Raw genomic sequence first — 24,371 nt, 5'->3', positions numbered from 1 at the left:
GGCCTTAATTTTTAATTTTATATTTTAAAAGAGCTCTTTATATGCGATTTAAAGTATTAATACATAATTGAAAGGAGGTTAGAAAATGAGTTTAATAAATATTTCAAATGTGGGTTTAACTTATCACTCTATAAATGCAGAAACTAAAGCAATAGATAAGTTAAATTTTTCAATAGAAAAAGGTGAATTTGTAAGTATAATTGGACCATCGGGTTGTGGAAAATCCACGTTATTAAATATAATTAGTGGTTTATTAAAGCCATCTGAAGGTGAAATAGTTTATAATGATAAAAATATTAAAAATAGATTAGATAAAATGGGATATATGTTTCAAAAAGATTATTTATTTCCATGGCTTTCTGTTAGAAATAACATAATGCTAGGTCTTAAAGTAAAAAAAATAAATACTAAAGAAAATATTGAAAGGGTAGATAAGCTATTGAAAAATTATCAATTAGATAGATTTAAAAACCATAAACCAACTGAATTATCTGGAGGTATGAGACAAAGAGTTGCACTAATTAGAACTCTTGCTTTAAATCCAGATGTGCTTCTTTTAGATGAACCATTTTCAGCTTTAGATTATCAAACCAGACTAAAGGTTTGTGATGATGTAAAGGGAATTATAAAAAAAGAAGGAAAAACTGCCATAATGGTAACCCATGATTTAGGAGAAGCCATTGCCACTTCAGATAGAATAATAGTTCTTACTAAAAGACCAGCAAAGCTAAAATTAGATGTAAAAATTGAATTTAATAATAAAGAAGCTACTCCTTTTCAAAGGCGTAAAGAGCCAGAGTTTAACGAATACTTTAATTTGTTATGGAAGGAGTTGGACATTGTAAATGAGTAATGAACATTTAGAATATATAAAGAAAGTAAAAAGAAATTCATTGAAGGTTACTTTATTTAGAGTAGGGTTATTAATAATTTTCATAGTTTTATGGGAATCTTTAGCAGAACTTAAAATTCTAGATCCATTTTTAACATCTAGTCCAAGTAGAATAATAAAATCATTGGTTTCATTTATAAAAGAAGGAACTCTTTTTAGTAACATACTAATCACATGTTATGAAACAATATTAGGCTTTACATTAGGCACTGTATTAGGAGCTATAATAGCTATTATTTTATGGTCTTTTCCTTTTGCATCAAGAGTATTAGATCCATACCTTGTAGTATTAAATGCACTCCCTAAGGTTGCACTTGCCCCTATAGTTATATTTTGGGTAGGTAATGGTATTACAGCAATTATAGTTGTAGCATTACTTATTTCAATTGTAACTACTATTATAACTGTATTAACTGGATTTAATGAGGTTGACAAAGGTAAATTAAAACTAATGGAAACTCTACAAGCAAATAAATTTCAAACTTTAAGATATCTTGTTTTCCCAGCTAATATTCAAGTTATAATATCAGCATTAAAAATAAATGTAGGCTTATCCTGGGTAGGAGTAATAATGGGAGAATTCTTAGTAGCAAGAAAGGGGCTTGGATTTTTAATCGTTTATGGTGGACAAATATCTCAACTAGACATGGTTATGATGAGTATAGTTATACTTTCAGTAATTGCATTTATTATGTATAAGCTAGTTTCAAAGCTTGAAGAAAAGCTTAAGAATATAAGTTAAATTAGTAATTAGAATAAAAGTAATAGTAAGTTTGTTTAGGGCTGTGATATATAGAAATTAAAAATATGAATCTAGGTTAAATATACTTCACAGCTCTTTAAATAGCATATATTCCATATTTAAATTTATAATTGTAAAAAAGGTGAATATTTGATAAAATCTATATGTATTAAAATAGAACACATAGATAAACTTATTTTGGAGGGGAATATGAAAGAAGTAAAGGGACTTTTTTCTAAGTTTAAAACACGTTTGAAACCGTTTTTTAACAAAGTTAAAAGCTTATTTAAACCAGTTAACAAAGCTTTAAAAAGTAGCATGAAAAAGATAAGCTATTTATATAAAAAAGCAAATTCTAAAAATAAATATGTAGAACCACTTTTTGTTATAAGCACTTCATGTCTTTTAGTTCTTATTATGATAATATCAATAAAAAGTTTTACTACTGTGGAAGAAGTAAATATTGCTAGTAATTCTGCAGAATATTTATACTATGAAAATGAAAATGATAAAGCTATTGAAGAATATAGAAAAATGCAAGAAAATGATAATTGGCCAATATGGACAGTTAAAATTGCAGATATATATTCATTACAAGGTGAAAAAGAAAAATCAAATACTTTATTAAAAGAAGCATTAATAAAGAGAGACAAAGTTATAAAAGCTGAAGGCTATGAAGCATATAAAGAAAAAGATTTAGAATTAATAAAATCAATGCTATTTACCTTTACTTTTAACCAAGAATATGGAGATGTAATTTCCTTTGGGGAACAATACATTAAAGATTATGGACAAAATAAAGATATTGCAAAAATTTTATTTATTGCATATCTTCAAAATAATAATGAGTATAAAGCAGAGGAACTTTTAGATACTTATCCTTTAGATGAAAAATCATCACATGACATTGCTACATATGCTAATATGAACATATTAATTAATAGATGGGATAAAGGAATAGATTTATTAAAAGAGGCTTGGAATATAGATAATAATGACATAAAAATATTTAATGTAATAAGAGAAATGTATTTATTTGATAAGGATTCTTTAATTGAGGAATTAAAAAATAGAATAAATGATTCAAATGAAGATGAATATAAGGTGTTTTTAGCAGCTGCATATTCAATGGACAAGAATTCTACAGATAAGGCATTAAAGTTAATTAATGAATTAGATAATAAAAAGATTGACACTATTAATACTGATCTTATAAAGCAAGAAGTATATAATAATTCAAATAATGAAAGTATGAAGCAAGAATATTTAGAAGATGCTATTCATAAATCAAAAGCAATAGATAAGGAATCCTATTCAACATATTATTTATTATCTCTTAAAGCCTTAAGTAATGGAAAATATGATGAAGCTTTAACATATGCAAAGAAGAGCATAAACTCTAATATTAATAATGGTGAAAGTTTTGGAATATTAATACCAAGTATACTAAATGGTAAGAAGGACTTTAATACTATTGAAATATATTATAGGGAAGCAATGAAAAAAGAACCTTTTAACTATGAAATAATATTGAATTTGGCTAATTATTGTACAAATTATGTTTCTAATGATGAAAAAGCAAAGGAATACTATAAATTTGCCATTAATTTAAGAAATAATAATAGCGATTTATATAAAAAGCTTGCAGAAATAGATATAAAAGATGAAAAGTATGAAGATGCTATAGAAAATATTAAAGAAGCTATAGAAATTGACGATAATATACAAGAGTACTATACAACATTAGGGGCCCTTTATTTAATAGAAGGAAATTATGAAGAGGGGATAGAGGTAACTCGTAAGGCTTATTCAATGAATGATAAAGATGTTAGAGCATTAAATAATGCAGCATGGTATTATTTAGTTGTTGAAAAAGATTTGTTAAGAGGTTTTGAAAATCTTAAAGCAGCTTATTCAGAAATCTCGGCAGGAATGACTGATGAAGATAAAAATATAATAATAGAAAACTATAATTCTATTAAAAATGCCTATGATAAATATATGGCAGATGAAACAGAAGAATTTAATATTAAAGATTTAAAATTGATATATTAAAAGTGCTATTTAGCACTTTTTTTATAAAAAAAATCATTTAAAGGTTTTTGGAGGGTGTATGAAAGGTGCTAAGAAAGGAATTAAAGTTATTTTAGTTATACTTATTATAATTATTGGATTTTTTTATATTTATAAGAATAAATATAAAGAAGGCCTAAATGTTAAGAGTTGGGAAAATATATACAATGAAAATAATATACAGTTTTTTTATAGTGATGAAAATGATAAAAAAATAAGTGTATTAAAGCAAACTAATAATGTAGAAGAAAAATTAAGAGGTGAAAAGGATAATCTTAAGAAGTCTATAAAGGTTATTACTGTACTTAATGAAATTATTACTTTTGATGATATTCAAAGTACAAATAGAATTAATGGCTTTGATATTTTAAAAGACAAGGCAGAGTCTAAAAAAGTATCAGCACGAGATTTAGGTATAATTTATAGAGATGTTTTGCAAAGCCTTGGATACACAGCTAGAATTGGCGAATTTAAGAGGCTTAATACTAGTTTTAATAAGGAAAAATCTTATTATGTAGTTGAGTACTGGAGCAAGGAATATAATAAATGGATAATGATTGACTTTATAGATAAGGGATATTTTGATAATAATGGATTCCCTTGTAGTGCTATGGAGTTATTAGATACAGATATAAGAAATTTAAATTATACTGGAAATACTGACAGAAGTGATTATATTCCTATGCTAAAGAAACTTTTATATACATATACAATAAGTATAGATAATACAACAGATATGTTAAAAAGTAATAGTTATATAACATATATAAAGGATAAAAAGGATATTACCCTTAAATTTAAGGGAAGTTATTTACCTCCAACTATATTTACAGAAAATAAAGAGTTAATGAATAAAAATCCTATTGAAGATGTTAAAAATCAAGACGAGAAAGCATATATAATATTAATGAAAAAACAGGATAATAGTATTGGAAATGAAGAAAATAGAGAGGCTTTTATAATAGGTGCTTTTAAAGATGGTAAAATTCTTGATGAATATTACATAAGAGAAAATAATGGAGAATTTATAAAGGTTAAGAAATATAAAGATATAAATCTTACAGAAGGAAATAATAGTATAGAACTTTCATTAAATGGAGTAGATGTAACAAGTAAGATAGAGGTGAATTTTAAATAATAAATTTTTAATATTTTATGAATAGACAGTATTTATATATGAATGTATAATAAAACTTGTTGTAGAAGACATAAGGGAGGAAAAGTAATGGGTTTAGATTTTATTTATATACTTAAAGCTATAGTTATAGCAATAGTAGAAGGTCTAACGGAGTTTGTACCGGTATCATCAACGGGTCATATGATTTTAGTTGGAAGTTTAATTGGATTTAGAACGGGAGCTCCTGGAGCGGAAGAGTTTGCTAAGATGTTTGAAGTTGTTATTCAACTTGGTGCAATATTAGCAGTTGTAGTATTATATTGGAATAAACTTTGGGGAGCAGTTGTAGAGTTTTTTACTTTTATTTTCTCAGGTGGGAAAAAAGGAGAAAAAGGATTTAAGTTTGGAATAAATATTATTATTGGTTCTATTCCAGCTTTAATAGTAGGATTAACTTTATATGATAAAATTAAAGAAAAATTTGAACCATGGGCAGTTGTAGTTGGATTTATAGTAGGTGGTATACTGCTAATAGTTATTGAAAATATGTTCAGAAATAAAGTTTCTAAAAGAAAAGGAAAGATGCCTACTAATGATGTATTTGATATAACTCCAATTCAATCAATTAAGGTAGGATTATTCCAAGTGTTATCTATGTGGCCTGGAATGTCAAGAAGTGCGTCTACTATTATGGGTGGATGGATTGCAGGACTTTCAACACCAGTAGCAGCAGAGTTTTCATTTTTCTTAGCTGTGCCAGCTATGGTTGGATCATCTGCAATGGATTTATTACATTTTGATTTTTCAATTATGAATTCAACATTTACTGTGGCATTAATATTAGGATTTATTGTAGCCTTTATAGTATCAATAATTGTTATGGATATTTTTGTAAGCTACTTAAAGAAGAAACCTATGAGAATTTTTGCTATATATAGAGTGGTTGCAGGTATAGTGTTACTAGCATTATCACTTGCAGGAATAGTAACTTTAACAATATAAAAAACAGGGGTATTGATATGCTCCCTTTATAGTAGACAGTTAAAATAATAAAACTGTTATTACTATGAAGGGAGTATTTTTTATGGGAAGAAAATCAAAAATATCAGTTGAAATTAAATTAGAAACTCTTGATGATTATATTAATGGTAATAAAACTATGTCACAAATATGCGCTGCTCTACAAATAAATCCAAGCTCAGTTGAAGATTGGTTACGTAAATACAAAACATTTGGGAAAGAAGGATTGATTACTGAATCTCATAACACAAAGTATTCATCTAAAATTAAAGTACAAGCGGTAAATGATTACCTTAACGGTAAGGGTTCTTTAAGCGATATATGTGTACTATACAAAATATCAAGTCGTAGTATTCTTAGAAGATGGATTAAGCAGTATAATGATCATAATATAGTTAAATTTAAAAAGACTAAAGGAGCTACTATTATGACAAAAGGAAGAAAAACTACTTATGAAGAAAGAGTTGATATTGTTTCATTTTGTATTGCTAACGCTAACGACTATAACTTAACTTCTAATAAATATGATGTTTCCTATCAGCAAGTTTATACTTGGATGAAGAAGTATAAAAAAGATGGATATAACGCCCTAGTCGATAGACGGGGTAGACATAAAAGAATTGAAGAGTTAAGTGAATCTGATAAAACTACTGCACATTTAAAACTTCTAAAAGCAGAAAATAAGCGTTTAAAAATGGAAAATGATTTCTTAAAAAAATTGAAGGAGATAGAAAGGAGGTAGATAAATACACTATTTCGTCAAAAAATAAGTATCTAGCAATAAAAGAGTTACATGAATTAGGATACTCAATATCAGGCTTATGTAAATGTGCGAAAATCGGACGAGCATCTTATTATAAATGGTTAAATCATTCAGAAACTTTTAGAGATAAAGAAAATAAAATTATCTTAGATGAAGTTTCTAAACTTTATTCAGAAGTAAATGGAATTTATGGCTATCGCCGTATAACGTTAAATATTAATCGAATATTAAATTCACAATATAATCATAAACGTATATATAGGCTTATGAGATCTATAAATCTTACGGCTGTTATTAGAAAGAAAAAGAAAAAATATATTAAAAGCACTCCTCAAATTACAGCTGAAAATATATTAAATAGAGAGTTTACATCAAATAAGCCAAATGAAAAATGGTTAACTGATGTTACCGAATTTAAATTAACTAATGGAAACAAGGCTTATTTAAGTGCAATACTGGATCTCGGTGATAACAGTATTATTTCTTATGTATTAGGTAAGTCTAACAATAATAAGTTAGTATTCGATACCTTAGATAAAGCTATTATTAGTAATCCGAACGCAACGCCACTATTCCATAGTGATCGAGGTTTTCAATATACAAGTAAAATCTTTAAAAATAAACTCAATGCTATTAATGCAATACAAAGTATGTCTAGAGTAGGTCGTTGTATAGATAACGGGCCGATGGAAAGCTTTTGGGGTACACTGAAGTCTGAAATGTATTACCTAAGGAAGTTTAATACCTATGAAGAACTTAATCAAGCTATTGATAAATACATGGAATTTTATAATACAAAAAGGTTGCAGAAAAAACTAAAAGGTATGGCTCCTATTGAATATAGAAGCCACACCTTAGCAGCATAATTTTTTATTATTTACCCTGTCTACTTGACAGGGGGCAGTTCATATCCCTGTTTTTTTATTTCTTAACCTCTTCCTCTAGCTTTATCTTTAGATTTTCTAAATTATTTTCGGCCAGTTTTAATTTATCTGTTAATTTATTTTGAATATTTATAACATTATTTTTTAAATTTATAGATGAATCAAGAGCAGAGTTGATTTTACCTTGAATAAAATAATCTGTAAAAAAGTTGTCAAAGAAATAATCCATAAATCCTGAAAAACTATCTAAATTCAATGATACACTTATATCTTCACTTAAATCATTTAGTTCAGAATTATATTTATTAAGCATTACCTTTATGGAGTTAAGTGCATTAGAAGCATCACTCATCTTAGATCTTTTAGCCATTGTAGCTATTAAATCTCCACCCATCATATCATAAATACCCCAATTTTTTGCACTATTTAATGAGGATATAGCATTATCTATATAAGGAATAAGTCTATCACCTTCAAATAAGGCTTCTTGAATTTCTCTTTTTTCTATGGATATAAATTTAATTTTCTCTAATATTTTCAATATACTTTTGCTCTTATCATTATTTAAGCTTAAAATATATTCAGAAGATTTGTTTAATAAATTATTATATTTTAAATCTAAATCTCCTAACTTAGATAGTTCATTTAATATTTCCTTTTTATTAAGTAATAATCTTTTTAAGTAATCTTCACATTCAATATATTTTGCTTGTGCTTCTAAAAATTCAAATCTTTCTTTAGATATTTTTTCATCTATGTTACCCTTCATCTTAAAATAAATATAGGATAAAGTAAAAGATTCAAGTTTATCTACATCTTTCTTTTCCTTAGATAATTTGATTTTTAATTCTTCGAAAGTCTTTTCAGTTTTATTAATTTCATTTCCAATAGCTAAAAGTTTATTCTTTAACTTTTTTTGCTTAGTTTTATCTAATTCAATTTTTGTAAATTCTTCATTAATATTGTTCATAATACCTCCTTAATAAAATAGTAATAATATAATTAAATAATAATGTATAATAAAATATATGAGGATTAAATTAATTATACATTATTATGAATTCATAGTATAATTTTACCTAAATAAAAAAATATTGAAAATATGAACAATTCTACTTTTCAGTAAATTATCTTTATGATATTATAATTATGATAAGAAAAGAATGAATTGTAAAGAATTACAAAAGAAAATTATAAAGCAATTATTTTTTTGCATGAAATTCACAGAAAATTTAAAAAAATACAATCAATTATAAAGTAACTAAATGGGTAGGGGGAATTTTTATGGTACAGCAAATAAAAAAAATAGCATTATTAACAGGTGGGGGAGATTGCCCTGGGTTAAATGCAGTAATAAGAGCCGTAACAAAAACAGCGATATTAAATTATGGAATGGAAGTAATAGGCTATAAGTTTGGTTATAGAGGATTGTACAATAATGACTATGTACCTCTAACTTTAGATAGCGTTTCAGGAATTCTAAATAGAGGTGGTACTATTTTATATAGTTCAAATAAAGACAATCTATTTGATTATTTAGTTGAAGAAAATGGCGTTATGGTTAAAAAGGATGTTTCTGATGTTGCGGTTGAAAATTTAAAAAAAGAAGGAGTAGATGTATTAATAGTAATTGGGGGTGATGGTACTTTAACTTCTGCAAGAGACTTTGCAAGAAAAGGTGTTAAAGTTATAGGAGTGCCTAAAACTATAGACAATGATTTAGCATCTACAGATGTTACTTTTGGATTTAATACAGCTATTGATGTAGCAACTGAAGCTTTAGATAGGCTACATACAACAGCAGAATCTCATCATAGAGTTATGGTTTGTGAAGTTATGGGAAGAGGTGCAGGTTGGATTGCATTAGAATCAGGAATAGCTGGTTCTGCTAATGTAATACTATTACCTGAAATCCCATATGATATAAATAAAATTGTGGAAAAAATTAAGGCTCGTGAAGCTGAAGGAAGAGAATTTAGTATAATTGTAGTTGCTGAAGGGGCTAAGCCAAAGGATGGGGAAGTAGTAGTAGCTAAAATTGTTGCTGATAGTCCAGATCCAATTAGATTAGGTGGAATAGGTAATAAGTTAGCAGATGATTTAGAAAAATTATTACCAGGAAAAGAAGTTAGATGTACAGTTCTTGGACACATACAAAGAGGAGGAACAACATCAACATATGATAGAATTCTTTCAACTAGATATGGAGTAGCAGCTGTTGAATTAATAAATGAAGGAAAATTTGGTGAAATGGTTTCTTTAAAAGATGGTAAAATCTCAAGTGATAGCTTAGAAAATGTTATTGGACAAAAATCAAAACTAGTTGATCCTAATGGAGAATTAGTTAAGGTGGCAAAAAAAGTAGGTATTTCTTTTGCTGATTAGGGAATTATAAGTGGTGGAGATTTACTTCACCACTTTTAATTTAAATTATTTTAAGGAATACTTCAAAATTTTCTGACAATATGGTATAATCAGAATAGGCAGAGAATACAGTAAGAAAGCTGGAGGGTATTATGAAAGAGATAAAGAAATATTTAGAATCAAGAATTGGAACATATGGATTTTTTTTCGAAGATTTGAAGAGTGGTTATATTTATGGTTACAATGAAAACGTTCAAATGACGGCGGCAGGTTGTATGAAGTTGCCTATAGCAGTATCTTTAATAAAAGCAGAAGAAGATAAGAAAATAGATTTCTTAGATAAAATTAAAATTGATAGTAAAGATAAAGTATATGGAACAGGAATAATTCATGAATTTAATGAGAGAGAATATACTGTTTTTGAATTATTAGTTGCAATGTTAATTCAAAGTGATAATACTGCAGCTAATAAGATAATAGATATACTTGGAATTGAAAATATTAATAGCGATATAAGAAGTATGGGTTTAAAAAACACTGTTTTAAATAGAAAAACAACTGATGAGAGAAATTCAAAGGATGAAGTTGAAAATATGACTTCTGCTTATGATTTAGCTCAAGTTTGGAAGCATTTATATAATGGAACATTTTTAAATAAAGAAGATAGTCAAATGCTAATTGATATATTAACTAGACAGCAAATTAAAAATAAATTAGCTTTATATATTCCAGATGATTTAAAATATGAAATTTCTAGTAAAACTGGAGATAAAACTGGAGTGGAAAATGATACAGAGTTAATAAGATTACCAAAAGGAAACTTTTCATTTACAGTTTTATCAATGGGTATACCTAATAGTGTTTATGGAACAGTTACACTTGCTAAGTGTGGTAAAATGATGTGGGATGATGTAATGAATAATTGGCATTAAACTAAAAATAAATAATAAGCGTGTTATAAAGAGTGTCAAAATTTTGACACTCTTTTTGTATTTATAATAAACTAAATAATTCGATAACATAATATCTTATTACTAATATAATAAATAGTAAGAGAAAATATATCAAAAGATAAAAGATATTTAATAGAGGTGAGATATAAAGTGAGCAAAACATTTGGTATAGATGTAAGCACTTGGCAAGGAAATTTTAATTTCAAGCAAGCTGCTGATGAAGGTGTCAAATTTGCTATAATTAGAGGTGCTTATAATAGAATTAAAGATAATAGATTTGAAGAATATTATAAAAATGCTAAAGCTGTTGGTTTAAAGGTAGGGGTATATCAATATAGTATGGCAACTACAGTGGAAGAAGCTATAGCAGAAGCAAAATTTTTAGAAGATAATGTACTAAAAAATAAAAAGTTTGAACTTCCTATTTACTTTGATGTAGAAGATAGTATTCAGAAAAATCTTAGTAAAAATCAAGTTTCAAATTTAGCGAAAGCCTGGTTAGATTATCTTGAGGAAAGAGGATATTTTGTAGGAGTATATTCAAGCAAGTCATTTCTTGAGAGCTATTTAAATGAGGATATAAGAATAGATTATTCTATATGGGTTGCACAATGGGCTACTGAGTGTACCTATAAAGGAGCTTATGGAATGTGGCAATTTGGAGGGGAAACAAATTTAATTAGAACTAATAAAGTAGCTGGTGTAGTTTGTGATCAAAACTATATGATAGTAGATTATCCTTCCATAATAATTAAAAAAGGCATGAATGGATATGACAACAGTAATAGTGGCAATGATAGTGGAAGTGATAGTGGTACTAAGGAAGAGCCTAAGGATACTATAGGAGAAGTTACTAGAGTTAATTATGTAGTAAAAGAAGGAGATACTCTTTCTTCAATAGCTGTTAAATATGGAACAACTTATGAATCTATAGCAAAATTAAATGGCATAAGTAATCCAAATTTAATATATCCAGGGCAAGTATTAAAGATAGAAGCATCAAAGAAAGATGCTTCAAACGGCGAAGCTATTTATTATACTGTTAAGGATGGAGATAGTCTTTCTTTAATAGCAGCAAAATATGGAGTTAGTTATCAAACTCTAGCAAGTATTAATGGAATAAGCAATCCAAATTTAATATATCCAGGACAAGTGTTATTAATAAGAGGAGATAATAAATCTAAGATTTATTATACTGTAAGACCAGGAGATACCATTTCTAGTATAGCTGCTACTCATGGATTAAGTTATCAGTCTATAGTTAATTTAAATAAAATAAGTAATCCAAATTTAATATATCCAGGAGAAGTATTAAGAATAATATAATAGTAAATTTTGAATAGAGCTGTTTTTTTCAGCTCTATTCTTATATATAAATAGTTTCTTGACAATGAGTAGTTTAAGTGTTATTCTATTGGAAAAGATAACCTTTAAGTTGATCCAGAGAGATTAATAAGGGAGATTAAAGTATTTTAAATACTTGTGTTTACTATGTCTTCCTTTATTATAAGGAAGTTTTTTTTATGTAAAAAATAGTATAACCTTTAAATTTAACACAGAGATGTTAACAAGGAGTGATAATATGAAAAATAAGCATTTAATTGATTCAATGGATTTTTCTAAAAAGGAATTAGAAGAAATCTTTAATTTAGCACATCAAATTATATCAAATCCTAAAGAATATTCTCATATTTGTCATGGGAAGATATTAGCTACACTATTTTATGAGCCAAGTACTAGAACTAGATTTAGTTTTGAAGCAGCTATGATGAAACTTGGTGGAAAGATCTTAGGTTTTTCTGAGCCAAATTCAACATCAACAGCAAAGGGGGAAACTTTAGCAGATACTATTACTATGGTATCTATCTATTCAGATATAATAGCAATGAGACATCCTATGGAAGGAGCAGCAAAACTTGCTAGTATGTATTCAAAGGTTCCAATAATTAATGCTGGTGACGGAGGTCATCAACATCCAACTCAAACCTTAACAGATCTTTTAACTATTCAAACATTAAAGAATGGTCTAGAAAATCACACTATAGGAATATGTGGTGATCTTAAAAATGGAAGAACAGTACATTCGTTAATAAAAGCAATTTCTAGATATAGTGGAACTAGATTTATATTGATTTCACCTAAAGAATTATCTCTACCAGCCTATATTAGAGAGGAAATATTACTAAAAAATAATATTAATTTTAAAGAAGTTGAAAAATTAGAAGATGTAATTAATGAAGTAGATATTCTTTATATGACTAGAATCCAAAAAGAAAGATTCTTTAATGAAGAAGAATATTTAAGATTGAAAGATAGCTATATATTAAATACAGAAAAGATGAAATTGGCAAAAGATGATATGATAATTCTTCATCCATTACCAAGGGTAAATGAAATAGATATAGAAGTGGACAAGGATAGTAGAGCTTGTTATTTTAAACAAGCAGAATTTGGAATGTATGTAAGAATGGCATTAATTGCAAAGCTTTTGGGGGTGGTATAGATGTTGGAAATAACTACTATAAAGGATGGATTAGTAATTGATCATATTAAAGCAGGGATTGGAATTAAAATATTTAATTATTTAAATTTAGATAAGGTAAATAGCCAAGTAGCTTTAATAATGAATGTGAAAAGTGAAAAAATGGGAAAAAAGGATATTATAAAAATTGAAAATTCTTCAGATGTTGATTATACCATCATTACTTTATTGTCTCCTCACTTAACTATTAATGAAATAATGAATGGAGAGATATTTAGAAAAATAAAGCCAGAATTACCTAGAGAGGTAGTAAATATAATAAAATGTAATAATCCAAGATGCATAACAACTGTAGAAAGCTATGTTCCTCATACATTTACATTAATTAATGGAGACAAAGGAACTTATAAGTGTGATTATTGCGATAATATAATAAAACTATCTGATTTATAATAGAAGAGGTGAAATTATGGATTTATTAATTAAAAATGCTAGGATTGTTGACTATTCTCAAGATTTTACTGGGGATATTTATATAGAAAAAGGAATAATTAAAGAAATAGGATTAAATATCAATATAGATAATATAGAAACTATTAATGCCAATGGACTTGTAGTAATGCCTTCATTTATAGACACACATGCTCACTTTAGAGAACCTGGATTAACATATAAAGAAGATATAGAAACAGGATCTAAAGCTGCTTTACGAGGTGGGTATACAGGGGTTTGTCTAATGGCAAACACTCAACCTATATGTTCAAGCAAAGAAGTTTTAGAAAAAGTTAGAAATAGAGAAAAGGAATTAGGATTAATAGATTTACATCAATGTATTTCAGTTACTAAAGGGTTTAATGGGAAAGATTTAAGTCATCTTGATGATTTTGAAAATGATGAAAGGCTTAAAGCAATTTCAGATGATGGCGTTGGAGTTATGGATTCCGAAATAATGTATAATGCAATGCTTAAAGCAAAAGATAATGGATGGATTATAATGTCTCATGCCGAAGATAAAGGTTTTTCAGATATAGATATGAAAATAGCTGAAAACATAATGACATTAAGAGATATATATTTAGCAAAAGAAACTGGGGCTAGACTTCATATGTGTCATGTTAGCACAAAAGAAGCTATTGAATATATTAGAGATGCAAAGAAGCACTTTAGCAATATAACTTGTGAGGTTACTCCACATCATATATATCTAACAAAGGATAAGAATGATTATAGAGTTAATCCACCAATAAGAGAAAAAGAAGATGTAATTGAAGTAATAAAAGCAATTAAAGATGGTGTAGTTGATTGTATAGGAACAGACCATGCACCACATACCAAAGAAGACAAAGAAAAAGGTTCTCCAGGAATGGTAGGATTAGAAACAGCTTTCCCAATTTGTTATAAAAGTTTAGTTAAAAGTGGAGAAATAACTTTAAATAAACTAAGTGAGATAATGTCTAGGAATGGAGCTAAAATACTTGGAATGAATAAAGGTGTTATAAGTCCAGGGATGGATGGAGATTTAGTATTATTAGATTTAGATAAAAAGATAGTTGTAAATTCAAAGGATTTCCATTCAAAAGCTAAAAATACGCCTTTTGAAGGAATGGAGTTTTATGGTGAAGTTCAAATGACTATAAAGTCTGGAAGAATTCTTTATAAAAAGTAGGAGGATAATATGAAAAGTTTTATAATAGATAAGTTATACAATAGAGTAAAGGAAAGAGGAGTTGTATGTGTTGGTTTAGATACAGCTATTGAATATATACCTGATCATCTTTTGGAAGGAAGAAGTGAAACAGAGGCTTTAGTTGAATTTAACAAAGAAATAATAGATGCAACTATAGATGTAGCTGCTTGTTTTAAAGTGCAAATAGCTTATTATGAAGCTTTAGGATTAAAAGGAATGCTTGCTTATAAAGAAACATTAGATTACTTAAGAGAAAAAGATGCAATTATTATTGCAGATATAAAAAGAGGAGATATAGCTGCAACAGCTAAACAATATGCAAAGGCTCATTTTGAAGGAGATTTTGAAGCAGATTTTATTACTTTAAGTCCATATATGGGAATGGACAGTATAGAACCATATATGCCATATATGGAAAAAGGAAACAAGGGAGTTTTTACACTAGTTAGAACTTCAAATCCAGGGGCAGAAGATATAGAAATGATAAAAACTGAAGACGGAAGAGATGTTTATAAAATTGTTGGAGATAAGCTTACTGAAATGGGAAGTAAAGTATCTGGAGACTGTGGTTATTCAAGTATTGGTGGAGTAATAGGCTGTACACATGTTGAAGAGGGAATTGAGATAAGAAAGAGATTTAATAATATGTTCTTTTTAATACCTGGATATGGTGCACAAGGTGGAAAAGCAGAAGATGTAGCTATATATTTAAACAATGGAAATGGCGGAATTGTTAATTCTTCAAGAGCTATACTTTTAGCTTATAAGAAGCAATCAGGAAGAGAAAAAGAATTTGCATTATGCGCAAGAGAAGAAGCTATTAGAATGAGAGATGAAATAAGAGCTGCAGTGGAGAATCTATAGGAGGAGAACTAATGAAGATGGCTTATACTAAATCAAAAGTTATATCAAATGAAAACATAGTCCCTGGAATATACAAGATGGTTGTAGAAGATAATAATGAAGTAAGAGCGGGACAATTTTATATGTTAAAGTTAAATGGACAAACTTTACTTCCAAGACCTATAAGTGTATGTGAAAAGAATCAAGGAACTATAACTTTCTTATATGCTGTAGTAGGAAATGGTACTAGAGAATATGTTGATCTTAAAAATGGAGATTATATAAATCTTACTGGACCATTAGGAAATGGATTTAATGTATATGAGGATCTTGGAAAAGTAGCATTAGTTTCAGGGGGAATTGGTACTGCACCTATGCTAGAGGTAGCTAAAAAGTTAAGAGAAAATAATAGAAATTCCCAAATAGATTTATATGCAGGATTTAGAGATGATATTTATTTAATAGATGAAATAAAGGAATATGCTGATAATGCCTATTTAAGTACTAATACTGGAAAGCATGGACACAAGGGATTTGTAACTGATATTCTCAAAGTAGAAGAATATGATACTGTTCTTTGCTGTGGTCCAGAGATAATGATGAAAAAAGTAGTAGATATGTGTAAAGAAAAGAATGTAAAAATATATGTATCTATGGAAAAGCATATGGCTTGTGGAGTAGGTGCTTGTTTAGTATGTACTTGCAAAACAAAAGATGGAAATAAAAGAACCTGCAAAGATGGTCCAGTTTTTGATGGATATTATGTGGAGCTTTAAAGTCAAGGGAGGAAGTTGTAATGTTAAAGGTAAATATAAATGGAGTAGAATTTAAAAATCCAGTGATAGCTGCCTCAGGAACCTTTGGATTTGGAGCAGAGTATAATAATTTTTATGATGTTGGAATTTTAGGCGGAATATCCTCAAAAGGACTAACATTAAATCCTAAAGCGGGGAATGGTGGCGTTAGAGTATACGAAACTCCATCAGGAATGATGAATTCTGTTGGATTACAAAATCCAGGAATAGATAAATTTATATCTGAGGAATTACCAATGATGAAGAAATTAGGAACAAACATAATTGCAAATGTTGGTGGTGGATGCATGGAAGATTATGAAGAAGCTATTGAAAGATTAATAGGAACAGATATAGATATGATTGAGCTAAATATATCTTGTCCCAATGTTAAATCAGGAGGAATGGCCTTTGGAATAAAATCAAATGTTGCATATGAGGTAGTATCCAAGATAAAGAGAATTTCTGATAAGCCTCTAATGGTTAAGCTTTCTCCTAATGCAGAGGACATTGTTAGGATGGCAGTTAGTTGTGAGGAAGCAGGAGCTGATTCAATATCTTTAATAAATACATTAAAAGGATTTGCAATAGATCCATATAAGAGAAAAGCTGTATTTAATAATGGATATGCAGGACTTTCGGGACCAGCGATAAAGCCAATTGCGTTAAGAATGGTTCATGAAGTTTCTAAGGCAGTAAATATTCCAGTAGTAGGAATGGGTGGGATTTCAAGCGGTATAGATGCAATTGAATTTATGATGGCAGGAGCAACTGCAATACAAATAGGAACTATTAATTTTATAAATCCACTAGCTGGAAAAGATATAATATCAGAAATAGAAGGCTTTTGTATAGAGCAGGGTATTAAAGATATAAATGAAATAATAGGATGTATAAAATAAAAATTATAAAGATTAAAAAGGTTGTAAGATTATATTTAGAATAGTCTTACAGCTTTTTTATATAATAAGATAATTTAAAAATAAAAGAGTATATCATGTATATATTTTTTAAAATATTCTTTATATTCTTTAATAAATGGTGTAGAATATATAATGAACAATAATATAATAAATCATTGTATGTAATAAAGATTTGATTTTATTACTATGGTAAGTTAAGGAGGATACAATGAGATTTAAAAAAGCAAGTATAGTTTTTAGTGTAATTATTATAGTATTGTTATTACTTATAGGATTTAGCGTAAGTAATATACTAGATAGAGGCACAAAAGAAGTTAAGGTAGCAAAAGAATTTATAGAGGAATTATATGATAATGATATAATTGAAAAAAATAGCATAATTAAAGATGCTGTAGTAGAAGAAGAGGCATTGAATAAATTATCAAACAAAAATTCTATTATAAAATATTCAGTTATAGTTGGTAACTATGGAGTTGATATTGATAAAGACTATAGGGTTGTAGGATTTTCTAATAAAAATTTAGGAGAAGAAAAATATAAAGCAGAAGAAATTAGTGGAGATAAAGCTATTGCTTTGGCTAAAACATATATTTCTAATATAACAAAGGAAAAGTTTGCTTTCAAGGAGATTAAAAGTAAGGATAATGATAACTCTTTAGTATATAATGTTATATTTTATAAATATAGAAATGAATATCCTTGTTATCAACAAGAAATAAATAGCTTAATTAACAAAATTACAGGTAAGTTAGAGGGATATACTAATTATTCATTAGAAGCAATGAATTATATAGATGAAATAAATATAGATGAAGAAAAAGCAAGAGAAAGTGTAAATAATAACTTTAAAAGTTTAAATATTAATGCAAAAATAGAAGGTAAGCCTATTTTAGCCTATATTAATAATTCAGATAAGGAAATGGTACTAGCATATATATTTAATATAAAAATTATTAATAAGGATAGTACAGAGGAATTTATTAAATCTTTTGTAAGAGCAGATAATGGAGAAATAATAAATTATAATTTAGAGGCTGTTGCTAAAAAATAAAAAGAGGTTGCTTAAGCAACCTCTTTTTATTATGCTACTAATTCATCGTCATCATCATCAGGATTTTCTTCAGAATATACTGGCCATTCTGTTATATGACCTTCTAATTCAGGAATAGATGATGAGTAGAATACTGGATCTTTAATTCCTTGGCTTTTTTGATATTTATAATCTTCTAAAGCTTTAATAGCTATTTTACTTAAAAGTACTATAGCTATAAGATTTATTATAGCCATAAGGCCCATAAATACATCAGCCAAATTCCAAACTATGTCCATACTTACTAAGGAACCAAAAAACACCATAAACCCAACAGATATTCTGTATAAATGAATATAGATTTTTTTGTCTGTAATAAATTGAATATTTGTTTCTCCATAATAATAATTTCCAACTATTGAACTGAAAGCAAATAATAAAATACATACGGAAATAAATATTCCACCCCAAGAACCTACTTGAGAACTTAAGGCTAGTTGAGTAAGCTCAATACCTTTAATTGAACCATCTAGTGGTACATCAGCTAATAATATGATAAAAGCTGTACAACTACATATTATTAATGTATCTGTAAATACTCCTAGAGTTTGTATAAACCCTTGTTTAACAGGATGTGAAACTGTAGCTGTAGCTGCTGCATTTGGAGCAGATCCCATACCAGCTTCATTTGAGAATAAACCCCTCTTTATTCCATGCATAAGTGCGGCACCAATCCCACCTCCAAGAACTTGATTAAATCCAAAGGCATTTTCAAATATCATTTTAAAAACACCAGGTAAAGAAGTGATATTTTTAAAAACTATAAACAAAGCAACTAATATATATGCAATAGCCATAATAGGAACTATAATAGAAGATATTTTTGCAATTCTATTAATTCCACCTAAAATAACAGCTAAGGTTAAAACTGTTATAATTGTGCCGATTACAATTTTATTAAAACCAAAAGAACTACTTAATGAAAGAGTGATTGTATTTGCTTGCACTGAATTAAAAACTAATCCAAAAGCAATGGTAATTAAAAATGCAAATATGACACCCATCCATCTTTTTTTCAATCCTCTCTCCATATAGTAGGCAGGACCACCAATGAAGCTCTTTCCATCCTTTTTTTTATATATTTGAGCTAAAGTTGATTCTATAAAACTTGATGCTGATCCAATTAATGCAATAAGCCACATCCAAAAAATAGACCCTGGTCCTCCAATAGATATAGCTGTTGCAATACCAGCAAGATTACCAGTACCAACTCTAGAAGCAGTGCTTATACAAAAGGCTTGAAAAGATGAAACAGAAGTTTTATCTTTAGATTTTCCATCGGATAAAAGGTTAAACATTTCTTTAATATTTCTAAATTGAACAAATTTTGTTTTAAATGTAAAATAAAGACCAATTATTATTAGCATTGCTATTAATATGTAAGTCCAAAGAATATCATTAATTGATAATATTACATTATTTAATGAATTCAAAATAATTCCCCCTTTTCATTAGTGTAAAATTTATTTAATTTCAATAAGAATATAATATAATATTTTATTAAATTATGCAAGGGAATAGCATAAAAGATTCATAAAAGTAGAATAAAATCCCTAATTTACAGGAAATTAAAAGAAAAAATGAAACTATTACATATTAAATATTCATAAAAAGAAATAAAAAAAGAGGCTACTTAAGTAGCCTCTAATTAAATATTCAAAATGTAAAATGAAGAGTTATTCATTAGGAGATTCTGTTTCTCCGTTTTCGTTTGGTTCTTCATTATTATTATTATTATTATTATTATTATTAGGAGTTTCTGCCTCTAGTTCTATAACTATAGTATCGCCCTTTTTAGCTTTATCAGAGGAGATACTTTTAATAGTTCTATTTTTAGAATCATTATTTTTAATAGTAACATTAACGCCTTTAGATTTTAGAAGATTTATTGCATCATCTGCATTAGTACCAACTTTAATTCCTAAGTCTGATAATTTAAACTCTTCAATTTTTTCAGGAGCCTTTGTATCATCCTTTTCTGTTGGTAAAACATATTTATAATCAGCAGCATTTTTATATGCATTTTCTTTCTTAATAAATACTTTTTCTTCAACTAAATCCTTTGGAGTATTTTCTGTAGCTAACTTATTATTATTTTTATTAACTTTAGCTGATACGTGAACATCACATACTCCTGAAGGTTCTGTTCCAGATATAAACATTTCTGTGTAAACTCTTGAGCCTCTTTGATCATGTGAACAAAGGTCAGTTGCTCTCTTACCAGAATCTTTACAAATTGTAACAGTTGTAACTCCACCAGGATTTCCATCAAATTCTTTATATTCTAAATCTGCATGAATTGGAGCCATAACAGCACCCCATAATGAAGCAGCTGAAGAACTATAACTTGCCCCACCCATTTTTCCATGGTTATCATAACCGATCCAAACAGCACCTGAATAGTAAGGAGTTAATCCAGCAAATAGGAAATCTGTAACAAGGCTAGTAGTTCCTGTTTTACCTATTACAGGCATATTGGAAAGTCCTGCTAAAGAACCATCAAAACTTAAAGGACCTTTAAGTAAATCTCTCATAATATATGCAGTTTGTGGGGAGAAAACTTGTTCTTGTTTAGGGGTCTTCTCTAGTAATACTTTGCCATTTCCGTCTACAACTTTAGTATAAAGAATAGGTTCAGTATATAATCCATTGTTACCAAAGGTACCAAAAGCAGAAGCTAAAATGAATGGATTGCCACCATCTATAGAACCATCTTCTTCATCATAACCAGTGAATTCTCCTAAAGAGAGTGTAGCTATACTACTTCTTGATTTTGTACCATAAATTATACCTAATTTTTCACCGTAGGATAATCCATTTTCAATACCAAGTTTATCTTCCACCATAACTGTAGGTACATTCTTAGATAGTGCAAGTGCTTCTCTAACTGTGATATATCCATCAGATTTAAAATTCCAGTTTTGAGGATTATAATTATTATACTTAGCACTAATTGAAGAAGGCAATAAAGCATCATCAAAAACTGTTCCGGCAGTTACAGCTCTGGTATCTATAGCAGGTCCATAAACTGTCAAAGGTTTAGTAGTAGAACCTATAGATCTTAAAGCATAATAGGCTCTATTAGTAGATCTTGCAGGCTGATCACCTCTACCACCAACTAAGACTTTTACTTCTCCTGTTCTATAATCCATTATAGCAGCTGCTGCTTGAAGAGCAGGAGTACCATTTTCATCAGTAACTTCTGGGTTAGCATAAATATCAAGTTGTTGAATACTACTTCTATCATTTAAAACTGCTTGAGTAGAATCTTGCATTGCTCTATCCATGGTAGTATATATTTTAAGACCACCTGTTGAGAATAATCTATCTACTTCTTCATCAGTGTATTTGTATGTTTCTTTTAAATCTTCTCTTACTTGATCGATTGCAGGATATACAAACCATTCATAGTTTATTTTATAAGTAATAACTGTTTGAGAAAATGCAAATTGATTTGCATCTACAAAAGCATAAGCTTCATCATATTCTTCTTGAGTTATTTTTCCTAAATCCTTCATTTTCATAAGAACTGTTTTAGTTCTATCTAAGTAAAGACTAGGATCTTCTTTGTTAGCAGGATTGTAGGGACTATAATCAGTAGGTGCTTGAGTTAATCCAGCAATAAATGCAGATTCAGGTAAGCTTAAGTCTTTAGCACTTTTTTCGAAGTAGTACTTTGCAGCAGCTTCAACACCATAAACCTTGCCACCTAAAGGAATAGTATTTAAATATGCTTCTAATATTTGATCCTTAGATAATTTCTTTTCTAGACTTAAAGAAAGATAAATTTCTCTAATTTTTCTTTCTATTTTTACGTCATTTGTTAATAATGTATTTTTAATTAATTGCTGAGTTAAAGTAGAACCACCTTGTACAGAACCTTTACCAGTAAAATAATAAATACCAGATCTTAAGGCAGATCCTATAGTTCTTTTTATATCAATACCAGGATGAGTTTCAAAACGTTCATCTTCGATGGCAATATAAGCATCTTTAAGGTAGTCGGACATTTCATCTAAACTTACTTTATATCTTTCTTCGTCAGTAGGTAAATTATCAATATATGTTCCTTGGCTATCAAAAAGCATAGAAGGTTCATTTAAGCTTAAAACTGCATTAACATCTAATTCTTCAGTACTTTTTATAATTGCAAATACATATCCAAGTCCTACTACAACGCATAGAAGTAATGCAACTAGTATCCCAAGAAATGTACCTTTCAAAATTTTCTTATATTTAGGTTGATTTTTTTTCTTGCTTTTTTTGCTAGTGTTCTTATTTTTCTTAACATTAGCTTGGCTTTTTTCTGTTCTAGAAGTATCTTTGTTAGCCATTTGTTCCTCCCTTATAATTTGTAATTATTTAATGGTTCATAATAAATAATATAATATATTATAGCATATTTATATTAAGAGTAAAATAATAACTCTAGAAGGTGACTATGAAGTATTATACAAAAAGATCTAAAATACGATTTCAAATTAAACACCCTAAGATTATAATGGTTATTATTGCCATTTTTCTACTATTTAATTCTATTTTATACTTTTTCGATAAAAATATTCTTCCAACTGTATTGTCTATTGGAGAAGAAAAACTTAGAAGGGAAGCCACAGCTATAATTAATGAAACAGCCTTAGATATTTACTCTAAAGATTTTGATTACAAGGATATGATAATTACAGAGAAAGATAATGAGGGGAATATAACTATGTTAAGGGCTGATACGGTAAAACTAAATTACTTATCAGCAAAATTAGTATTAGCATCTAATAATAAAATAGGTGAGTTAGAAGAAGTAGGACTAAAGGTACCTTTGGGATATATGACTAAAAGCTTAGTTTTTTATAATTTAGGTCCTAAGATTAATGTTGATATGACTCAAATTGGTAATATTACTAGTAGTTATGAATCTGTTTTTGAAAGTGCTGGAATAAATCAAACTAGACATAAAATATATTTAAATGTAAATATGAAGATGAAATTAATTGTGCCATTAAAAAGTAGAGAGGTTGAAATTGCTAGCCAAATACCAATTGCTGAAACTATTATAGTTGGTAAAGTACCTAATACAGCAATAGAACTTAATAAAAATTAGATGTTTTTCTTAGAAATAAAAAAAGCTGATTAATTCAGCTTTTTTTTATTATTGTAAATATATGTATTTTATTTATCTTCCCAATTAAATACATAAGGAACATTTCTATAGAAGCTTTCGTAGTCAAGACCATAGCCAACAACGAATAAATCTTCTATTTCAAAACAACAATAATCTGGTGACAAATCAACTTTTCTTCTAGAAGGTTTATCTAACAAAGTACAAGTTTTAACTGACTTAGCACCACGTTTTTTTACATAGTCTACAACAAATTCCATTGTATAACCAGTATCTATTATATCATCTACTATAAGTACATCCCATCCTTCAATATTGTCTGGAATATCATTTACTACCTTAACTTCACCAGTACTTTCTTCACCATGACCATAACTTGAAGTAGTCATAAAACCGACTTTAGCTTTACAATCTAAGGCTCTAAAAATATCTGCTCCGAAAATAAAACTTCCTCTAAGTAATGGTAAAACATAAAGTTTCTTATCTTTATAATCCTCGGTTATTTGTTTACCAAGTTCAGTAATTCTATTTTTTATTTGTTCTTCTGTAAAAAGTATATTTCTTTTTTTATCATCCATTTATGTGAATCCTCCTAAAGAAAAATGTAAAAGTTAATAAATTTAATATT

22 protein-coding genes are annotated in these 24,371 nt (G+C 28.1%); 18 read left to right on the top strand and 4 right to left on the bottom strand.

Going from position 1 to position 24,371, the window contains the following annotated elements:
* The first annotated feature begins 85 nt into the window (after positions 1 to 85).
* The 7 genes from ACFYH6_RS11430 (at position 86) to ACFYH6_RS11400 (ending at position 7,473) form a co-directional block, all read left to right on the top strand.
* Positions 86 to 853, top strand: a complete 768-nt coding sequence (locus tag ACFYH6_RS11430; protein ID WP_416178629.1) for an ABC transporter ATP-binding protein — start codon at positions 86 to 88, stop codon at positions 851 to 853.
* Positions 846 to 1,634, top strand: coding sequence for an ABC transporter permease (locus ACFYH6_RS11425; RefSeq protein ID WP_416178628.1), 789 nt, complete (start codon positions 846 to 848; stop codon positions 1,632 to 1,634). The genes ACFYH6_RS11430 and ACFYH6_RS11425 overlap by 8 nt, the downstream gene beginning before the upstream one ends.
* Before the next feature lie 210 nt (positions 1,635 to 1,844).
* Positions 1,845 to 3,689, top strand: a complete 1,845-nt coding sequence (locus ACFYH6_RS11420) for a tetratricopeptide repeat protein (protein WP_416178627.1) — start codon at positions 1,845 to 1,847, stop codon at positions 3,687 to 3,689.
* A 58-nt stretch (positions 3,690 to 3,747) separates the two neighbouring features.
* The gene (locus ACFYH6_RS11415; protein ID WP_316343940.1) at positions 3,748 to 4,845 is read left to right on the top strand and encodes a hypothetical protein; all 1,098 of its coding nucleotides are present in this window, start codon (positions 3,748 to 3,750) and stop codon (positions 4,843 to 4,845) included.
* Positions 4,846 to 4,932: 87 nt separating this feature from the next.
* The gene (locus tag ACFYH6_RS11410; RefSeq protein ID WP_316343941.1) at positions 4,933 to 5,826 is read left to right on the top strand and encodes an undecaprenyl-diphosphate phosphatase; all 894 of its coding nucleotides are present in this window, start codon (positions 4,933 to 4,935) and stop codon (positions 5,824 to 5,826) included.
* Positions 5,827 to 5,908: 82 nt separating this feature from the next.
* A complete protein-coding gene (locus ACFYH6_RS11405) occupies positions 5,909 to 6,586 on the top strand; it encodes a transposase (RefSeq protein WP_416246458.1) in 678 nt (225 codons plus the stop codon).
* A complete protein-coding gene (locus ACFYH6_RS11400; RefSeq protein ID WP_416246481.1) occupies positions 6,562 to 7,473 on the top strand; it encodes an IS3 family transposase in 912 nt (303 codons plus the stop codon). Before ACFYH6_RS11405 ends, ACFYH6_RS11400 begins: the two co-directional genes overlap by 25 nt.
* Positions 7,474 to 7,528: 55 nt before the next feature.
* Here ACFYH6_RS11400 and ACFYH6_RS11395 read toward each other — a convergent pair whose 3' ends face one another.
* Positions 7,529 to 8,461 (bottom strand): hypothetical protein, encoded by a 933-nt coding sequence (locus tag ACFYH6_RS11395; RefSeq protein ID WP_416179978.1) that lies wholly within the window; start codon positions 8,459 to 8,461, stop codon positions 7,529 to 7,531.
* Positions 8,462 to 8,775: 314 nt separating this feature from the next.
* Between ACFYH6_RS11395 and ACFYH6_RS11390 the strand changes: the two genes are divergently transcribed.
* From ACFYH6_RS11390 to ACFYH6_RS11345, 10 genes are all read left to right on the top strand, one after another.
* Positions 8,776 to 9,876: a 6-phosphofructokinase gene (locus tag ACFYH6_RS11390; RefSeq protein ID WP_316344202.1), complete on the top strand. Its 1,101-nt coding sequence runs from the start codon at positions 8,776 to 8,778 to the stop codon at positions 9,874 to 9,876.
* 131 nt (positions 9,877 to 10,007) lie between these two features.
* On the top strand, positions 10,008 to 10,787 hold the full coding sequence (locus tag ACFYH6_RS11385) for a serine hydrolase (protein WP_316344201.1): 780 nt from the start codon (positions 10,008 to 10,010) through the stop codon (positions 10,785 to 10,787).
* A gap of 171 nt (positions 10,788 to 10,958) precedes the next feature.
* Positions 10,959 to 12,134 (top strand): LysM peptidoglycan-binding domain-containing protein, encoded by a 1,176-nt coding sequence (locus tag ACFYH6_RS11380; RefSeq protein WP_316344200.1) that lies wholly within the window; start codon positions 10,959 to 10,961, stop codon positions 12,132 to 12,134.
* A 256-nt stretch (positions 12,135 to 12,390) separates the two neighbouring features.
* Positions 12,391 to 13,311, top strand: a complete 921-nt coding sequence (gene pyrB / locus ACFYH6_RS11375) for an aspartate carbamoyltransferase (protein WP_416179977.1) — start codon at positions 12,391 to 12,393, stop codon at positions 13,309 to 13,311.
* Positions 13,312 to 13,743, top strand: a complete 432-nt coding sequence (locus tag ACFYH6_RS11370; RefSeq protein WP_316344198.1) for an aspartate carbamoyltransferase regulatory subunit — start codon at positions 13,312 to 13,314, stop codon at positions 13,741 to 13,743.
* Positions 13,744 to 13,759: 16 nt separating this feature from the next.
* Complete coding sequence (locus tag ACFYH6_RS11365) at positions 13,760 to 14,956, top strand: dihydroorotase (RefSeq protein ID WP_416179976.1); 1,197 nt, start codon at positions 13,760 to 13,762, stop codon at positions 14,954 to 14,956.
* Positions 14,957 to 14,965: 9 nt separating this feature from the next.
* Positions 14,966 to 15,841 carry an orotidine-5'-phosphate decarboxylase gene (pyrF, locus tag ACFYH6_RS11360; RefSeq protein ID WP_416179975.1) on the top strand — a complete coding sequence of 292 codons (876 nt, stop codon included), beginning with the start codon at positions 14,966 to 14,968 and terminating at the stop codon, positions 15,839 to 15,841.
* 11 nt (positions 15,842 to 15,852) lie between these two features.
* Entirely contained in the window at positions 15,853 to 16,596 is a 744-nt protein-coding gene (locus tag ACFYH6_RS11355; RefSeq protein ID WP_416179974.1) for a dihydroorotate dehydrogenase electron transfer subunit, read from the top strand.
* A gap of 20 nt (positions 16,597 to 16,616) precedes the next feature.
* On the top strand, positions 16,617 to 17,516 hold the full coding sequence (locus ACFYH6_RS11350; protein ID WP_416179973.1) for a dihydroorotate dehydrogenase: 900 nt from the start codon (positions 16,617 to 16,619) through the stop codon (positions 17,514 to 17,516).
* Positions 17,517 to 17,745: 229 nt separating this feature from the next.
* Positions 17,746 to 18,588, top strand: a complete 843-nt coding sequence (locus ACFYH6_RS11345) for a hypothetical protein (RefSeq protein WP_416179972.1) — start codon at positions 17,746 to 17,748, stop codon at positions 18,586 to 18,588.
* A 29-nt stretch (positions 18,589 to 18,617) separates the two neighbouring features.
* Here the strand turns inward: ACFYH6_RS11345 and ACFYH6_RS11340 are convergent, their stop codons facing one another.
* Together ACFYH6_RS11340 and ACFYH6_RS11335 are read right to left on the bottom strand one after the other, a co-directional pair.
* A complete protein-coding gene (locus ACFYH6_RS11340) occupies positions 18,618 to 20,060 on the bottom strand; it encodes an alanine/glycine:cation symporter family protein (protein WP_416179971.1) in 1,443 nt (480 codons plus the stop codon).
* A gap of 243 nt (positions 20,061 to 20,303) precedes the next feature.
* The gene (locus ACFYH6_RS11335; RefSeq protein ID WP_416179970.1) at positions 20,304 to 22,961 is read right to left on the bottom strand and encodes a transglycosylase domain-containing protein; all 2,658 of its coding nucleotides are present in this window, start codon (positions 22,959 to 22,961) and stop codon (positions 20,304 to 20,306) included.
* A gap of 107 nt (positions 22,962 to 23,068) precedes the next feature.
* Here ACFYH6_RS11335 and yunB point away from each other — a divergent pair, with 107 nt between their 5' ends.
* Positions 23,069 to 23,725, top strand: coding sequence for a sporulation protein YunB (yunB, locus tag ACFYH6_RS11330; RefSeq protein WP_316344190.1), 657 nt, complete (start codon positions 23,069 to 23,071; stop codon positions 23,723 to 23,725).
* Positions 23,726 to 23,793: 68 nt separating this feature from the next.
* Here the strand turns inward: yunB and hpt are convergent, their stop codons facing one another.
* Positions 23,794 to 24,321: a hypoxanthine phosphoribosyltransferase gene (gene hpt, locus ACFYH6_RS11325; RefSeq protein WP_416179969.1), complete on the bottom strand. Its 528-nt coding sequence runs from the start codon at positions 24,319 to 24,321 to the stop codon at positions 23,794 to 23,796.
* Positions 24,322 to 24,371 lie beyond the last annotated feature (50 nt).

This window comes from Clostridium sp. HCS.1, from assembly GCF_047900555.1.
Classification (GTDB): Bacteria; Bacillota; Clostridia; order Clostridiales; family Clostridiaceae; genus Clostridium.
The sequence above is the reverse complement of the archived record's forward strand: the minus strand, read 5'-3'. Positions and strand labels throughout refer to the sequence as shown.

What these genes read in the sequence shown, in the direction of transcription:
- ACFYH6_RS11430 (WP_416178629.1), top strand. Translation starts at nt 86, where the DNA reads ATGAGTTTAATAAATATTTCAAATGTGGGTTTAACTTATCACTCTATA.
- ACFYH6_RS11425 (WP_416178628.1), top strand. Translation starts at nt 846, where the DNA reads ATGAGTAATGAACATTTAGAATATATAAAGAAAGTAAAAAGAAATTCA.
- ACFYH6_RS11420 (WP_416178627.1), top strand. Translation starts at nt 1,845, where the DNA reads ATGAAAGAAGTAAAGGGACTTTTTTCTAAGTTTAAAACACGTTTGAAA.
- ACFYH6_RS11415 (WP_316343940.1), top strand. Translation starts at nt 3,748, where the DNA reads ATGAAAGGTGCTAAGAAAGGAATTAAAGTTATTTTAGTTATACTTATT.
- ACFYH6_RS11410 (WP_316343941.1), top strand. Translation starts at nt 4,933, where the DNA reads ATGGGTTTAGATTTTATTTATATACTTAAAGCTATAGTTATAGCAATA.
- ACFYH6_RS11405 (WP_416246458.1), top strand. Translation starts at nt 5,909, where the DNA reads ATGGGAAGAAAATCAAAAATATCAGTTGAAATTAAATTAGAAACTCTT.
- ACFYH6_RS11395 (WP_416179978.1), bottom strand. Translation starts at nt 8,461, where the DNA reads ATGAACAATATTAATGAAGAATTTACAAAAATTGAATTAGATAAAACT.
- ACFYH6_RS11390 (WP_316344202.1), top strand. Translation starts at nt 8,776, where the DNA reads ATGGTACAGCAAATAAAAAAAATAGCATTATTAACAGGTGGGGGAGAT.
- ACFYH6_RS11385 (WP_316344201.1), top strand. Translation starts at nt 10,008, where the DNA reads ATGAAAGAGATAAAGAAATATTTAGAATCAAGAATTGGAACATATGGA.
- pyrB (WP_416179977.1), top strand. Translation starts at nt 12,391, where the DNA reads ATGAAAAATAAGCATTTAATTGATTCAATGGATTTTTCTAAAAAGGAA.
- ACFYH6_RS11370 (WP_316344198.1), top strand. Translation starts at nt 13,312, where the DNA reads ATGTTGGAAATAACTACTATAAAGGATGGATTAGTAATTGATCATATT.
- ACFYH6_RS11365 (WP_416179976.1), top strand. Translation starts at nt 13,760, where the DNA reads ATGGATTTATTAATTAAAAATGCTAGGATTGTTGACTATTCTCAAGAT.
- pyrF (WP_416179975.1), top strand. Translation starts at nt 14,966, where the DNA reads ATGAAAAGTTTTATAATAGATAAGTTATACAATAGAGTAAAGGAAAGA.
- ACFYH6_RS11355 (WP_416179974.1), top strand. Translation starts at nt 15,853, where the DNA reads ATGAAGATGGCTTATACTAAATCAAAAGTTATATCAAATGAAAACATA.
- ACFYH6_RS11350 (WP_416179973.1), top strand. Translation starts at nt 16,617, where the DNA reads ATGTTAAAGGTAAATATAAATGGAGTAGAATTTAAAAATCCAGTGATA.
- ACFYH6_RS11345 (WP_416179972.1), top strand. Translation starts at nt 17,746, where the DNA reads ATGAGATTTAAAAAAGCAAGTATAGTTTTTAGTGTAATTATTATAGTA.
- ACFYH6_RS11335 (WP_416179970.1), bottom strand. Translation starts at nt 22,961, where the DNA reads ATGGCTAACAAAGATACTTCTAGAACAGAAAAAAGCCAAGCTAATGTT.
- yunB (WP_316344190.1), top strand. Translation starts at nt 23,069, where the DNA reads ATGAAGTATTATACAAAAAGATCTAAAATACGATTTCAAATTAAACAC.
- hpt (WP_416179969.1), bottom strand. Translation starts at nt 24,321, where the DNA reads ATGGATGATAAAAAAAGAAATATACTTTTTACAGAAGAACAAATAAAA.